This is a genomic window from Streptomyces sp. NBC_00690 (assembly GCF_036226685.1).
Lineage (GTDB): Bacteria > Actinomycetota > Actinomycetes > Streptomycetales > Streptomycetaceae > Streptomyces.
Map to the genome: position 1 here is coordinate 1,406,929 of NZ_CP109009.1, position 14,791 is coordinate 1,421,719.

11 protein-coding genes are annotated in these 14,791 nt (G+C 71.0%); 8 read left to right on the plus strand and 3 right to left on the minus strand.

The genetic code is table 11. From position 1 onward, the window contains the following. Positions 1-27: 27 nt before the first annotated feature. Together OID54_RS06205 and OID54_RS06210 are read right to left on the minus strand one after the other, a co-directional pair. Entirely contained in the window at positions 28-2,418 is a 2,391-nt protein-coding gene (locus tag OID54_RS06205; RefSeq protein WP_329015099.1) for a TOMM precursor leader peptide-binding protein, read from the minus strand. After that, complete coding sequence (locus tag OID54_RS06210) at positions 2,415-2,831, minus strand: hypothetical protein (protein ID WP_329015102.1); 417 nt, start codon at positions 2,829-2,831, stop codon at positions 2,415-2,417. The genes OID54_RS06205 and OID54_RS06210 overlap by 4 nt, the downstream gene beginning before the upstream one ends. Before the next feature lie 254 nt (positions 2,832-3,085). On the opposite strand from OID54_RS06210, the gene OID54_RS06215 reads away from it, so the two are divergent. Both OID54_RS06215 and OID54_RS06220 read left to right on the plus strand, forming a co-directional pair. Then, the gene (locus tag OID54_RS06215; RefSeq protein ID WP_329015105.1) at positions 3,086-3,922 is read left to right on the plus strand and encodes an AfsR/SARP family transcriptional regulator; all 837 of its coding nucleotides are present in this window, start codon (positions 3,086-3,088) and stop codon (positions 3,920-3,922) included. Between the two features lie 409 nt (positions 3,923-4,331). Continuing rightward, positions 4,332-5,123: a thioesterase II family protein gene (locus OID54_RS06220; RefSeq protein ID WP_329015108.1), complete on the plus strand. Its 792-nt coding sequence runs from the start codon at positions 4,332-4,334 to the stop codon at positions 5,121-5,123. Between the two features lie 221 nt (positions 5,124-5,344). Here OID54_RS06220 and OID54_RS06225 read toward each other — a convergent pair whose 3' ends face one another. Further along, complete coding sequence (locus OID54_RS06225; RefSeq protein ID WP_329015110.1) at positions 5,345-6,949, minus strand: MFS transporter; 1,605 nt, start codon at positions 6,947-6,949, stop codon at positions 5,345-5,347. A 191-nt stretch (positions 6,950-7,140) separates the two neighbouring features. Between OID54_RS06225 and OID54_RS06230 the strand changes: the two genes are divergently transcribed. From OID54_RS06230 to OID54_RS06255, 6 genes are all read left to right on the plus strand, one after another. Then, positions 7,141-8,352 carry an MFS transporter gene (locus OID54_RS06230; RefSeq protein WP_329015112.1) on the plus strand — a complete coding sequence of 404 codons (1,212 nt, stop codon included), beginning with the start codon at positions 7,141-7,143 and terminating at the stop codon, positions 8,350-8,352. Positions 8,353-8,767: 415 nt separating this feature from the next. Further along, complete coding sequence (locus OID54_RS06235; RefSeq protein WP_329015116.1) at positions 8,768-9,823, plus strand: ketoacyl-ACP synthase III family protein; 1,056 nt, start codon at positions 8,768-8,770, stop codon at positions 9,821-9,823. Further along, a complete protein-coding gene (locus OID54_RS06240; RefSeq protein ID WP_329015119.1) occupies positions 9,820-11,403 on the plus strand; it encodes a class I adenylate-forming enzyme family protein in 1,584 nt (527 codons plus the stop codon). The genes OID54_RS06235 and OID54_RS06240 overlap by 4 nt, the downstream gene beginning before the upstream one ends. Next, complete coding sequence (locus OID54_RS06245) at positions 11,393-12,982, plus strand: phosphopantetheine-binding protein (RefSeq protein ID WP_329015122.1); 1,590 nt, start codon at positions 11,393-11,395, stop codon at positions 12,980-12,982. The genes OID54_RS06240 and OID54_RS06245 overlap by 11 nt, the downstream gene beginning before the upstream one ends. 44 nt (positions 12,983-13,026) lie before the next feature. Continuing rightward, positions 13,027-14,070 carry a ketoacyl-ACP synthase III family protein gene (locus OID54_RS06250; RefSeq protein WP_329015125.1) on the plus strand — a complete coding sequence of 348 codons (1,044 nt, stop codon included), beginning with the start codon at positions 13,027-13,029 and terminating at the stop codon, positions 14,068-14,070. A gap of 136 nt (positions 14,071-14,206) precedes the next feature. Continuing rightward, the gene (locus OID54_RS06255; protein WP_329015128.1) at positions 14,207-14,626 is read left to right on the plus strand and encodes a hypothetical protein; all 420 of its coding nucleotides are present in this window, start codon (positions 14,207-14,209) and stop codon (positions 14,624-14,626) included. The last annotated feature ends 165 nt before the right edge of the window (positions 14,627-14,791 follow it).

Genomic DNA, 14,791 nt, shown 5'->3' on the forward strand with positions numbered 1-14,791 from the left:
GAAACGGCCGGGAGACGCACACGTGCTTCAGACGAACAGCGGAACGGGGTTGAGGTCGGCGTACGGGGTCGGGGCATCGAGCCGGCCGAGGTGCACCGGCACGTCGAACAGTCGCCCCGGGGCGAATCTCGCCCAGAAGTGACGCAGGCCGGGCACGACGACCTTCACCACCGGAATGCCGATGTCCGGTCTCGTCTGGTCAAGGACGAGGAGGTCCATGCCGTGCCCGCGCAGGAGCGTGACGACCTCCTCGACGTCCTCGCGCAGATCTGACCGGCGCCGGTGGGTGAAGTCGACCGGGCCCCGCGCGGGTTGTGCGGGGTCGGGCAGCAGATGGGGTTGGTTGCGGACGGTGGCGCCCCACCACCAGCCGAGCGGCTCCGCCGCGGTGATGCCGTAGCCGGAGCCGTCGGCCCGGGCGTCGACGACGGCCGGCAGGAGTTGGTTCATCTCCGTGAGCGCCCGACGCAGGGCGACGGCGGGATCGAAGTGGGCGCCGAAGCCGAACATGATGTCCTCGGCCGGTTTGTCGGTCCTTCGACTGAGGGCGGCGAACACCGGGATCCCGAGGTCGGAGGTGAGATCGAGGACCCACACCTCGCGGTGCAACTCCCGGTAGGTACCGTGCAGTTCCTCGCTCCAGGCGTCACCGAACCCCTCGGTGCCGTCGAGTCTGACGCCCGGTTGGCGGGTGCGGTTGTACCACCACAGCGCCACCGCGTCCCGCTCGACGAGTTCGAGGAACCCATGGAGTATCGCGTCCTCCAAACTGCTGCCCGCGGCTTGGCCGTTGGAGTCTGCACGCAGGGCGCGATGGCCGGCCGGGGGTGGTGCCGTGCCGCCCGCGGGACCGGAGAAGTAGAGCATTCCGGTGGGGAGGAGCCGCTGGCGTTGTTCGGTGAGGGACCACAGGGGGGTCCAGTCGACCGGTGCGCGGTCGTCGAAGGGTTCGGGAACGTACTGGAAGGCCGAGTGCAGGGCGTTCCACCGGTCGCGGTCACGGAACTGGCGCGGTGCGTAGAGCTGGCTTACGTCCGGAGACAGGGCCGCGTCCCCCAGGGCACGGCGACTGTCCCGTATCCGCAGCTCATCGCCCTGGAGCGTGGCGCTGTACCGCTCCAGGGCCTCACAGAGCGCGCTGACTTCCGCTTCCTGTGCGGTGCTGCCCTTGCCGCCGCTGACCTGGCGTAGGCCGGCGCGGAGTTGGGCGAGGTCCGCACCTCCCGCGGCCGGGTTGCGGCCGGCGAGGTAGCAGTGCAGGGCGGCCGGCGCCCGGGGGTCGCGACGGATGGCGTCGACGACCCCGGTCACCGGGCTCACCAGATGGCGGTACTGGTCGTGGACCTCCTGTACGGAGCGGGCACGATGGCCGGCGCTGTGGGGCGACTTGGGGCGGGAGACGAGCGTCACCGGTCGTCGTGCCTGGTCGGCGATGAGCGTCGGATCTCCGCAGTCGGGACACTGTGGGCGGCGGCGCAGGTCGTGGTGGTGGGTGGTGAGCGACAGGGTCTCCAGCGTCAGCACCGACGACTGGCCGGCATGGCGGTAGCCCGCGAGCCACTTCGCCGCCTCCAGCACGGTCAGGTGTGCGGCGGCTGCGCCGGTGGCCGCGACCCGTGCTGCGGGCCGGGGCACCGGTCCGCTCAGCCCCAGTGCCCGTCGCACGGGGGCCTCGCAGAGCCGGTGTCCTTCGAGCCGATGGGCCAGACATGACCAGCAGGCGCCGATACCGGGCTGGAACACCGGCCCGAGCCAGGTGGTCGAAGCACCCGGCCTGGTCAGCAGCCACGGTCGTCCGGTGACCTGATGTCGCGCGTCGACCTCGCGCAGTTCGGGGTTGAGGTAGTCGTCGCAGACGACGAGGGAGAGTTGCGGGGCGTCGAGGGTGAGTTGCGGGGCGTCGAGGGTGAGACCTCCGTCGGAGCCCTCACCGCCCGCCAGTGTCAGACCGGCGGCCCCGCACGCTTCCCTCACTCCGTCCGTGTCGACGTTTCCCACCGCGAGCACTTCCACGGACCCCGCGGCCAATCGGTCGAGGGCGTCGCTCCCGTCGAGCCCCGCCAACTCCCAATAGGCGCGGGCGTGAGTGCGCACGGGATCGGTGTGGGCGTCGGGGGCGGTGCCCGAGTACCCGACCAGCCCGGCCCGGGCGAGACGTCCGATCAACCGCCCCGCTTGTTCCGCGGGGATGGTCCTGGCTGCTTCGCGCAGGACGGACGGCAGATCCCTCGTACCGTCCAACAGGGGGACGAGCGCCTCGATCTGACCGCCCTGGAGGGCGGTGACTCCGCGGTCGGAGAGCAGATACGCCGCGTCCCCCGCGATGACCTCCGCCCTGAGGTGACTGCGGAATCCCACGCGCCGCCCTCGCGTGGACTCCTGGGAGCGCGGGGAGCGCTCGCCGTGGACGGCAGTCACCGCAGGGTCGTCCCGTTCGCGGCGGCGAGGGCCGCGGAGAAAGCGGTGGAAAAGCCGTCGGTCAGGCGGGAGGAGTCGGAGAGCGACTCCGTCTCCAGGCAGAAGCAGAGCTGCGCCTGCGCGACCGCGGGCCGGCTGAGTTCCTCGATGGTCAACTCGCCCGGGGTGTCCTCGGTCAGCGTGGGGGCCTGGTCGGCCAGGTCAGCGGAGACGCCGAACTCGCCGAGTACCGAGCGGGCGTCGTAGCGGTAGCGGTCTGCGAGGCCGGGCTCAAGCCAGATGTGGGCAACCACCTCGACGAGTTGCTGGGAGCCGATCGATCTCTCTCGTCCGAGTGCACCCGGGGTGGGTGCGGTGGTCGTACGGGTCGTACGGGTCGTACCGTCGGGAGCGAAAAGGGTGATTCCGTTCACGTGGTCCTCCGCTTTCATCCTGAATATGTCCGTCGGAGCGCCGTGTCTGAGCGGCTGGGATAAATCTTGTGCGTCACATGTGGCCGAAAGACAGTGTTCCGTTCATGCCTCACATATGAGTTCTTCATGGCTGCCACCGTCGCGGATTCATATCGGGCCGGTGAACCGATCACTGGGTCAAAAGCCCTCCTGCTGCGATCGTTGGTCACCCCGGAGGAAGAAACCGGGCGGTTGTGGTTGGAAGGGAGTACCAGATGGAGATCCGGGTCCTGGGGCCGCTCGTCGCTCAGCTCGCCCAAATGTCGGTGGTGCCCAGCGCGGCCAAGCCGCGCCAGGTGCTTGCACTGTTGGCGCTGCATCCCGGCCAGGTGGTGACCGTGTCCACCCTGCTCGACGAGTTGTGGGGGGACGCACCGCCGCGCACCGCGCCGGCCACCTTGCAGACGTACATCCGACAGTTGCGCAGGATGCTCGGGGACGCCCTCGACCCCGGTGGGGTGCGCGGTCCCAAGGACGTCCTGTGCACCCGCTACGGCGGGTACGCGCTGGATGCCGCCGCGGCCGTCGATGCGACCGAGTTCCAGCGGCTGTGCGTGGCGGGGCAGACGGCACTGCGCGAAGGCGCCGATCTGGAGGCGTCCCAACTGCTGCACCGGGCGCTGTCGCTGTGGCGCGGTCCCGCACTCGCCGATGTGCAGATCGGTCGGGCGCTGGAGGTCGAGACCCTGCGGCTGGAGGAGACCCGGCTCAGCGCGCTGGACGGACGCATCGAGGCCGATCTGCGGCTCGGGCGACACGCGTCGCTGTTGGGCGAGTTGACCGCCCTTGCCGCACAACACCCCCTGCACGAAACCGTGCACGCGCAACTGATGTTGGCGCTGTACCGCTGCGGTCGGCCCTCTCATGCGCTCAGCGCCTACCAGCGGTTGCGTCGCTCACTGATCCAGGAGTTGGCGTTGGAGCCCTCGCCGCGGTTGCAGCGGCTGCACCAGGCGATCCTGGCGGCCGATCCGGGGTTGGAGGCCCCGGAGCAGGGGATGCACGCCGGCGCCATACGCGGCTTCGGACGGCTCGTCCCCGCCCCGGTGTAGTCGACGGGTCGGCCGTTGCCCGGCCGCATCCTCGGTCCCAGCCCATGACCCCAGCCCATGACCCCGGGCCGCAACCCCGTGACCTCGCCGGGGCTGCGGCCCGGCTCTGTTCCCCGGCCCGTACGACCGCCGTTCGGGCCGGGGCCGACCGGGCTCGCCGGGCGGTTGTCGTGCCGATCGTTTGCCGCCCCTTAAGCGGTGCTGCCGACTCTGGAGGGTGTTTGGCCGATTCTGCTGCGGCGGCGTTCGGTGGACGGGTGGGAGGCACGGCTGTCGCCGTCCTCCGTTTGGGATCCGTTCCGGCCTCCGCAGCGTGCGGTCAACGCCCCACCGGACCGTGTCGCCCAGCCACGCTCCGCGGCCGTGGGCGCCGGTGGACATCAGGGCAGCGAGAGGAGAACCGGGCACTATGACGCGATATCTGAGGCGCGGCGGGACGGCCGACGGGGGCCGACTGCGCTTGTTCTGCTTCCCCTACGCGGGTGGGGGTGCCTCCGCCTACGCCAGCTGGCAGCGCCGGCTTGGCGCCGCCGTGGACGTGCAACCGGTGCAGCTTCCCGGCCGCGAGGGCCGGATGGCGGAACCGCGCTTCACCGATCTGCCGGCGCTGATAGCCGACTTGGACCGGGAGATCGGACCAGAACTCGAACAACCGCATCTGATGTACGGACACAGCATGGGTGCGCTGATCGCGTTCGCCCTCACCCAGTACCGACGGGCCCGTGGTGCCCGGCTGCCGCTGGCCCTGGTGCTGAGCAGCCATCGCGCTCCGCACCTGCCCGCGCCACCGATCGCCCAGGGACAGGTCCTGGACGACGGGGAGCTGGTCCGGGGACTGGCGGAGCTCGGCGGGCTGCCTCAGGCGTTGCTTGACCGACCGGAGTGGTTGACGGCCCTCCTGCCGGTGGTCCGGGGAGATCTGGCGCTCTGCGCCGATGCGGGCGGAGTGGATCGCTCCCCGCTACCAGTGCCCGTCCATGCCTTCGGCGGGGTGGAGGACCGCTTGGTCACGGTGCCCGAGATCCGGGAGTGGTCCGCCTACACGACCGCGGAGAGTGCGGTGGAGGTGCTACCCGGGGGGCACTTCTTCATCCGGGAGGAGGAAGACCACTTCCTCGGGCGCCTGCAACTCCTCCTGGAACGGTACGAGAACGCACCCGGCCTGATCGAGCGGGACCTGGTCGGAGCTCCGAGCGAGTGAGATCCGCCCAGGCGTCGCGTCGTTCCTCACCGGGCGGCGGGGAACGATCGGGGCGGGCGAACGGAACGGCATGACACATCGGCCCCCAGGCCCGGATCCGGGCCTGGGGGCCGATGCACTGGCGTCGAGCGGCGGAGCAACGAGCCGACATGAGGCAGTTCGCTCCACAGGCTTCAGGGTCGTCGTCGGCTTCAGGGCTGGTTGGCGGTTCGACAGAGGTCCTAGTGACGTGAACCCTGTTCCACCACCCGCGGTGCCGTGTCCTCGGGCGTTCCCGAGGCAGTCGCCGGCCCCTCCCCCACGCCGAACTCGTCGCCAGCTCCGTCAACCGACGCGCCGCGCCGGGGCATCAGCGCTGCGGCGACCAGCGCACCGGCCGCCACCCCGACCGCGGCCACCACCAGCCCCACCCCCGCGGCCTCGTCGAAGGCCGCCCGAGCGCTGGCCGCTAAGTCCGCCCCCGTACTGCCACCGGTCCGCTCGGCGAGCCTGAGTGCGCTGTCGAGGGTCCGCCCGGCCGCGTCCGGCAGACCGACGGAGGTCACCTCGTCGGCGTAGCTGCGCGCGAGGACGCTGCCCACGACCGCGACGCCCAGGGCGTTTCCCAGCTCCTGCATGGTCATGTCCAAGGAGCCGGTGGCACCGGAACGCTCGGGCGGTACCAGGGACATCACCACGTCCGTGGTCGGCCCCATCGCCAGCCCGAAGCCGACGCCCGCCAGCAGCAGTCCCGCCAGGACAGGCGGATAGCCGCTCCCGACCGTGCCCACGATCAGAATGCCGACCGCACCAGCGCCCAACCCGATCGCCACGCTGCCGCCCGGCCCCACCCGGCGTACCAGTGCCGAACACATCAGTGTTCCCAGGAGCACGGCGAAGGCGACGGGCATCACCGCAAGTCCCGCCTGCAAGGCTCCGTAGCCCAGGGCGAACTGAAGCCGTTGGGTGAGGACGAACAGGGTGCCGGCCAGTCCGAACATCAACAGGAGGATGCTCAGGCTCGCCCCGATGAAGGGCCGTTTACGCAGCAGCTCGAAGTCGACCATCGGGCTCGGGTGGGCGCGCTCCCACAGGACGAAGGCGACCCCGGCGACCAGCGCCACCGTAAACCCGGCCAACGGACCGGGTGCCGTCCAGCCATGTTGGGAGACCCGGATCGTGCCGAAGACCAGACCCACCATGGCCGCAGTGCCGAGCAGCGCACCGATGGGATCGGGCCTGCGCGGTGTGGCGTTGGACGACTCCGGCAACAGCAGCGCACCGGCCACCAACACGACGGCCACCGGTACCAGGTTCACCAGGAAGATCGAACCCCACCAGAAGTGACCCACCAGGAACCCCCCGATGACCGGGCCCGCGGCCACCCCGAGCGCCGAGGCGCCACTCCAGATGCCGATGGCGCGCGCCCGTTCGGCCGGGGGGAAGACATGGACCAGCACGGCGAGGGTGCCCGGCATGATGAAGGCGGCGCCCAGACCCATCAGGGCACGAGCCGCGACGAGTTGGCCCGGGCCGTCCGCGACCATGCCCACCAGCGAACCGACTCCGAACACGACCGTGCCGGTCAAGGTGGCGAGCTTGTGGCCGTAGCGGTCGGAGAGCGTACCGGCGGTCAGCAGGGCTCCGGCGAGGGCCAGCGCATAGCTGTCCACGATGAACTGGACCTCGCTGATGTCCGCGTCCAGGCTGCGCATCATCTCCGGGATGGCCACGTTGAGCAGGCCGTTGTTAAGCACGATCGCGAACAGCGCGAGGGAGAGCACACCGAGCATCCACCAACGGCGTGGGTCCTCAGGGGTCGTGCCGTCCTTGGCGGTCGGGTGCATCTGTCGGTCCTCCGTCGTTCCGGGACACGCTGGGCACCGCCAGATTTCCGGGCCGCACTGTAGGGCTGCTTGTGCAGTCGGCCCGTCCGACGGGGTCCGGCCGGCCGCTCAAGCGGCGCTTCAGCGGCGCTCCATACCTTCGCCCGGTGCCGTGCTCGTCCCGAGAGGCGGCGATGCCCGAAGGGGGTGCCATGGAGATCCCGCTGCGACTGCGGCAAGCCCGGTCAGCACTGTTGCTGATCTTCCTCGTCCACGGAGCGGTCTTCGCCCTGCTGGTCACCCGGATTCCCGCGATCCAGGACCGGTACGGGCTCAGCGACGCAGCCCTGCCCGCATTCTTGGCCGCCGTGCCGATCCTCGCCGGAGTGGGGAGCCTCAGCGCCTCCCGCCTGGTGCGGCGGGTGCCCGCGCCGATGGTGGTGCGGGTGCTCCAGCCGGTGATCTGTCTGACGCTGGTGGGGGTGGGGTCGGGCCGGGCCGTGTGGCACCTCGCCCTGAGCCTTGCCGTGTTCGGACTGATGGTGGGCGCGTTGGAAGCGACGATGAACATGACGGGCGTCGGCATCGAACGCGGCTACGGCCGCAGCATCATGTTGCGCTTCCACGGGGCCGCCAGCCTCGGTGGCATCGTCGGCGCCCTGCTGGCCTGGGCGGGTGCACACTGGGACGTCTCGCTGTCCGTCCTCTATACGGTCTCGGTCGTGGTGCTGCTACCGATCGGTGTGGCGGCGGGCCCTCGGTTGTCCGCGGTGGAGCTGCCCGGTGAAGGCGCGGCGCCGGCATCGAAGACCGAGCGGCCGGCAGTGCCGTGGAAGCCGCTGCTGCCGCTCTGCCTGATCATGGGCGTTGCGGTGGTCGCCGACTCCACGGCCACCAACTGGAGTGCCAAGTTCCTTCAGGACACGCTGGGGAGCTCCGAGGCGGTGGCCACTCTGCCGTACGCCCTCTACATGGTCGCCACGCTGGTGGGTCGTGGTTTCGGCGACCAGTGGGTGAGGCGGTGGGGCGCTGCCAGTGTGATCCGCGCGGGCGCGGTGCTGTCGGCCGCCGGTTTCTCGGTGGTCGCCGCGGCGCCGGGGCCCTGGGCCGCGGTGTTCGGCTTCGGCATGCTCGGCGCCGGTCTGTCGGTGATCATTCCGCAGGTGTTCACGGTCGGCGCCCGGCTGCTGCCGGGGTCGTCGGACACCGCCATCGCCCGCGTCAACCTCTTCAACTACGTGGGATTCCTCGTCGGTCCGCCGTTGGTCGGGGCGGTCGGCGCGACGGTCTCCTACCGAGCTGCGATGTGCGTACCGCTGTTGCTCGTCCTCGGGGTGTTGTTGATGGCGCGTTCACTGGTGGCCCCCGAGCGTCCGGAGCCGACCGTGCCGCTGGCTCGACCGGCTCCGACCACCACCGGGTAGGCCGTGCTGTCGGAGCGATCCCGCGGGTTGGTGTGCCCGGGCCCCTCGGCCGTCGTCGAGGGGCCCGGGCTTCGTTGTGTGCTCGTGTTTCGTTGGTGCTCGTGTTTCGTTGGTAGCCGGGCTTCGTTGTGTGCCCGGGTACGCCTGCCGGAGGTGGCGAACGGGTCGGACCGGGCGGCGCAGGAACAGGGCGTCAAGCCGATCGGGGCCGGGCCGTCGCACAGGAGCCGGCCGGCAGTGGGCGGGGGGATCTCAGCCCGTCGATGTCCGCCCTACCTCGCCTTTAGCAGGCCCAAAGCGCGAAAGCGGACGATCCCCGCGAGGGCGGACCCGGGCCGTGACCGCGCACCGCATGTACCGCGGAGGCGCCGGTGAAGACCCGGTCGCGAGAGAGCCCCCTGACGATGGGAGAACCATGCGCTGGGAAAGCGTTTATGTGGCGGGAACGGGTGCCTGGCTCCCCGAACCGTTCCCCGCCCGCGCCGCCGTGGAGGCGGGCGAGTACGACCCCGAGCAGTTCGAGGCGGACGGTCTGCTGACGGTCCGGATCGCCGGCGACGACATCGCGCCGCCCGACATGGCGGTGCAGGCCGCCACCACCGCACTCAAGCGGTCGCAGATCGACGCGGAGACCGTGCGGCTCCTGCTGCACAACTATGTGTGGTTCCAGGGCCAGACCATGTGGCCGGTGGCGTCCTACGTCGCCGACCACGCCGTCCACCGCGGCGTACCGGCCTTCGAGGTGAAGCAGGAGTGCAACGCCGCGATCAGTTCGCTGGAGCTCGCAGCCCGCCATCTGAGCACGGAGCCCGAGGAGGCCGCCGCGGTACTCACCACCGCCGACCGCTTCGCCGAGCCGCTGATCCACCGCTGGAGCGCGGAGGCCGGACTGGTCTACGGCGACGGCGGTACCGCGCTGGTGCTCTCCAACCGCAGCGGGTTCGCTCGGGTGTTGTCGACCGCGACCCGCGCGGACAACCGGATGGAGGCGCTCGCCCGGGGTGCGGGGCTCAGCCCCCTGCCCACCGACGAGCCCTACGACCACGCGGCCAGGTTCGCCCACTACCTGCGGGCCCAGGGCAACATCCGGGAGGCGTCCGAGCGGTTGATCGCGATGGTCATGGGCGCGGTCGACGACGCCCTGACTGATGCCGACACCCGCCGTGAAGACCTCGCCTGGGCCGTCATCCCCACCGGGGGCCGCAGCAAGATGCAGTGGCAGGCGGAACAGCTGCTGGGCGTGCCGGCGGAACGCACGACCTGGGAGTTCGGCCGGCGTACCGGACACCTGGGCGCAGGTGACCAGTTCGCCGCGCTCAACGACCTCGCCGAGCGGGGCGAGCTGAACCCTGGTGACCGGGTGCTGATGCTCTCCGCCGGCCCGGGCACCGCGAGCTGTGCCGTCCTGGAGATCACCAGCCAGCCCGCGTGGGCCGTGCCCGCAGCCCTCGCCCAGGAGCCTCAGTCATGACCGCCCCGGCACCGGAGGTGTTCCCCGCGACGGCGCTGATCGACAACGCCGTGGGCACCGACACCGCGCCCCTCGTCGAGAACGCCGCCGAGGTGTTCCTGACGGCCGCCGTCGGCGCCCATCCCGACTCCCCCGCCGTGCGTGACCGCTATGGAGTGTGGACCTATGCCGAACTCGACGCCGCGGCGGACTCCTTCAGCCGCGTCCTTGAGGGTTACGGCATCGAGCCGGGCGACCGGGTGCTCGCCCGGGTCGGGAGCGTACGTGAGTTCACGGCACTGCTGTACGGCACCTGGCGTCGAGGAGCCGTCCTGGTCCCGATCAACCCGGGGATGAAGGCGTACCACCTCGCGGCGGTGCTCGCCGACTCCCGTCCTTCGCTGATCGTGGTGGAGGAGGGGGAACGATCCGGCGCCGATGGACTGGAGTGGCCGGCGCAGGTGCCGGTCGCCGTGCTGGGCGAGGTGGATCTGTCCGGTGCGGCCGACCCCGCAGCGCGCACCCAGGTCAAGGTGCCGGCGGATCGGCTCTCCCTGTTGATCTACACCTCGGGCAGCACGTCGGCGCCCAAGGCGGTGGCCTGCCCGCACGGCCCGGTGGCGTTCGCCGCCCGGGCGGTCGCGGCCCGGCTGGGCTACCGCGCGGACGACACCGTGCTCACCGCCGTACCGCTCTCCTTCGACTACGGCCTGTACCAGATCCTGTTGAGCGCGCTGGCCGGCGCCGAGCTGCTCCTTTCGGGCCCGTCCGACCACGCCCGGCTGCTCGGGTTCGCCCGCGACCACGGCGCCACGGTGGTGCCCCTCGTACCGTCGCTGGGCGAACTGCTGGTGCGGTTGACCTCCCGCGATCGGCAGCCGACCCGGATACGGCTGTTCACCAACACCGGCGCCGCACTCAACGCGCCGCTGATCGCTGCGCTGAGGGAGGCGTTCCCCGGTGCGGCGGTCGCCCCCATGTACGGCACCACCGAGTGCAAGCGGATCACCATCCTGGAACCGGACGGCGATCTGGCCCGGCCCGGGTCCGTGGGACCCGCGCTGCCCGGCACCGAGGTCCTGGTACTCGACGAGGACGGCCGACGGCTGCCGCCCCACGAGATCGGTGAACTCGTGGTGCGCGGCCCCCATGTGATGGCGGGCTACTGGCAGGCCCCCGAGCAGACCGCGCTGCGCTTCCGGCATTCCGACGAGACCGGGGTCACCCTGCACACGGGCGACTACGGCTGGCTGGACGAGGACGGTCACGTCTACTTCCAGGGCCGCAGGGACGATCTGTTCAAGCGGCGCGGCGCGCGCATGAGTTCGGTGGAGATCGAGGCCGCCACGCTCGACATCGAGGGTGTGCGGGAAGCCGCACTGTTGGTCCCCGAGGACGATCGGGACATGGTCCTCTTCGTCGTCGGCGAGGACGACCGGCTGACCGACGAGCAGGTACTGCTGCGGCTCGGGGACCGTCTCGAAGCCGCGAAGGTGCCCGACGTCTGCCATGTGCTGACCGCACTCCCCCTCACCCCCAACGGCAAGATCGACCGCAAGGAGCTGCGCAGGCGGCTCGTGGAGGGCATCCATGGCGACTGACAGGGACCTCGTCGAAGGGCTGGTCGAGCAGTACGGCAGCCCGTTGTACATCTACGACCTGGCGCGGCTGCGCTCCGCTTTGGAGGACCTGCGGACCGCCCTGCCGCAGCCGAGCCGCATCTACTACTCGCTCAAGGCCAATCCGCACCCCGGCCTCGTCGCCGAGCTGCGCCGGGGCGGGGCGCGCGCCGAGGTCACCTCGCGCGGGGAGCTCGCCGCCGCGCTGGAGGCGGGACATCCAGCCGCCGAGCTGATGTACTCCGGTCCCGGCAAGGTGCCGGCGGAGCTGGACGAGGCGATCGCGGCGGGGATGCGCACCTTCTCCACCGAGTCGTTCGGTGATCTGGAGCGGATCGGCGCCGCGGCTGCGGCGCACGGGGTGGTCGCCGACTGTGTGCTGCGCATCAACGCAGCGGGCGCCCCCGGGCAGGGCGGACTGAGGATGACGGGCGGGCCCTCGCAGTTCGGGTTCGACCTGGACGGGCTGGCCAGGGAGCGGGCCCGGCTGCTCGCCGAAGGCACCCGGATCGTGGGCATGCACTTCTTCCCGCTCACCAACGCCCGCGACGAGGAGGGGCTGCACGCCGAGCTGGCGAACAGCGTGCGCACGGCGGCCCGGCTCCGCGACGAACTCGGCATCCCGCTCCAACTGCTCGACCTCGGCGGTGGGTTCGCGGCGCCCTACGCCACTCCGGGCGAGCGTCCCGTCTACCGCGGTCTGCGGACCTCGCTGACCGCGGTCCTCGACGAACACCTGCCGGGCTGGCGCGACGGTGATCCCGTGATCGCCTTCGAGTCGGGGCGCTATCTCGTCGGGGACAGCGGTCGGCTGGTGACCACGGTCACCGATGTGAAGCACAGCAAGGGCAGCGACTACGCGGTGCTCGACTCGGGAATCAACCATCTGGGCGGGCTCTCCGGCCTCGGACGGCTGCTGCCGCTCTCGGCGCAGCCCCTCGCTCCCGTGCCCGAGGACCGCGCGGACGAGGGCCCGACGACCGTGACCCTGGCCGGCCCGCTGTGCACCCCGGCCGACATTCTGGCGCGCGTCGCGGAACTGCCGGGGGTGCGCCCGGGCGACCGGCTGGTCTTCCCGCACGTCGGCGCCTACGGGCTGTCGGCGAGCCTGCTGGGTTTCCTGGGTCATCCGGCGCCCGCCGAGGTCCTGGTGGACGGCGGCAAGGCCGTCTCCGCGACCCGTCTGGCCCTGCAACGCCACACCGTCGCTCCGCTCGCCGACCTCCAGTCGAAGGATTCCCCCGCCATGCCCGACACCTCCGTCCCCACGGCGACCGACACCACCACGTCCACGGCCCACGGCTGGGACGAGGAGTACGAGTCCGTCCTGCACGACGTGCTTCCCCGGCTCGCCGCGAAGGGTCCGCTGCTGCCCGACAGCAGCCTCAAGGCGGCCGGTCTGGATTCCATGGCCATGGTGGAGGTGCTGGTCCGGGTGGAGTCCGCGTACAGCATCTCCATCCCCGACAGCGAGTTGGTCGCGGCCACCTTCGCCACGCCCGCCTCGCTCTGGCGCGTGGTTTCCACCCTGCGCGAGCAGGCCGTCGGCCCGGCTGCCTGACCCGGATGACCGGCTCAGACCCACAACCAAGAAGGTAGGACCTCATGCGTTGGGAAGGCGTATTCGTCGCGGGGACCGGAGTGTGGTTGGGCGAGCCCGAACTCGCCCGGTCCGCCGTGGAGTCGGGTAGGTACGACGCGGAACAGCACGCGCAGGACGAGATCCTGTCCGTTTCGGTCGCCGACGAGTCGATGGCTCCCCCGGACATGGCCGTGCACGCCGCGACGACCGCGCTGAAGCGCTCGGGGCTGGATGCGTCGGACGTGGAGTTGCTGATCCACAGCAGCATCTGGTTCCAGGGCGTGGAGATGTGGCCCGCCGCCTCCTATGTGGCGGGGCACGCGCTGGGCACATCGGTGACGGCCTTCGGGCTGGAGCAGGAGTGCAACGGCGGTGTGGGCGCCCTGGAGGTGGCGGCCCGGCAGGTCAGCGCCCGACCCGGCGAGGGTGCGGCGATGGTCACCACCGCCGACCGCTTCGGCGCCCCCCTGGTCCAGCGGTGGAGCAGTGAGCCGGGCTTCGTGTACGGGGACGCGGGCACGGCTCTGCTCCTGTCCGCACGCGGCGGATTCGCCCGGCTGCTGTCCACGGCGAGCGGTTCGGACAATTCACTGGAGGCGGTGGTGCGCGGACCTGCGCTGAAGCCGCTGCCGTCAGGCGGTCCGCTGGACCTGCTGGGCCGCGTCGGTCACTACGTCCGGACCCGGGGCAGTGTGCGGGAGGCGACCGAGAAGGTCGCGGCGGTCGTCAACAGGGTCGTGGACACGGCCCTGGCCGACGCCGGCGTCGGCCGCGCGGACATCGACCGCGTGGTGACCCTGGCCAGTGGACGCGCCCGGCTCGAATGGCAGCTCCCCCAACTGCTCGGCTTCCCGGTGGAGCTGTCCACCTGGGAGTTCGCGCGCCGGGCGGGACATCTGGGCGCGGGTGACCAGATCGCAGGCTTCAACGACCTTGTGGAGCGGGGCGAGTTGCGCGTGGGCGATCGGGTGCTGTTCGTCGGTGGCGGTTCGGGGTTCAGCTGCACCTGTGCGGTGCTGGAGATCGTGGACGTACCCCAGTGGGAGCCGTCCGGCGCACTGGCGTGAGGGCGGGAATCGCCGCTGCCGCCTGCGGCTCCAGCGGCGCTTCAGTGCACTGGCGGATACTCCTGAGTTTGACCGCCGTTGTTCCGGCGCCAGGACCGCCGCCCTGGCCGAATGCCTCGAAGCTGAGGAGAAACGCATGGTGATGATGACCGACCGAACCGGTGCAAGAAGAAGTTCGACGTCCGGCTCGGTACGGGTCGCCTGGGGAGTCCTGGGAGGGCTGCTCCTGATCTGGGACGTCTTCGAGGTGGTGAAGCACACCGGCTGGGTGATTCCGGCCGCCGCACTGGGCGCGGTGCTCCCCGATCTGTCGCGCCTCGCCGGGTTGGGGCAGGAGCACCAGCCGGGCCAACTCCCGGGCAGGGCAGTGCCGTTGTACAACCTGCTGCACCAGCCGTTGATCCCGTTCGGCATCATGGTCGTCTTCTCGTTCCTCGGCGATGCGCCCGAGGACATCGCGGCGCCCTTCACGTTCGGCATGTCGTGGCTGACCAACATCGCCATCGCCCGGGCGATGGGCTTCGGCCAGCGCACCGCCGACGGCTGGGTGCGCTGACGGGCACACCCGGCAGCACACGAGCGCCGGCTCATGTCCGAGGCCGCGACGCGGCAGCGGAATCAGGCCCGCACCCCTTTCGGGTGCGGGCCTGTTCGCATGGGCGCAGACGGTGGGGACGACGCAGAGGGGTGGAGGGCGGGGGCCGTGGCCAGCGCGGTCCAG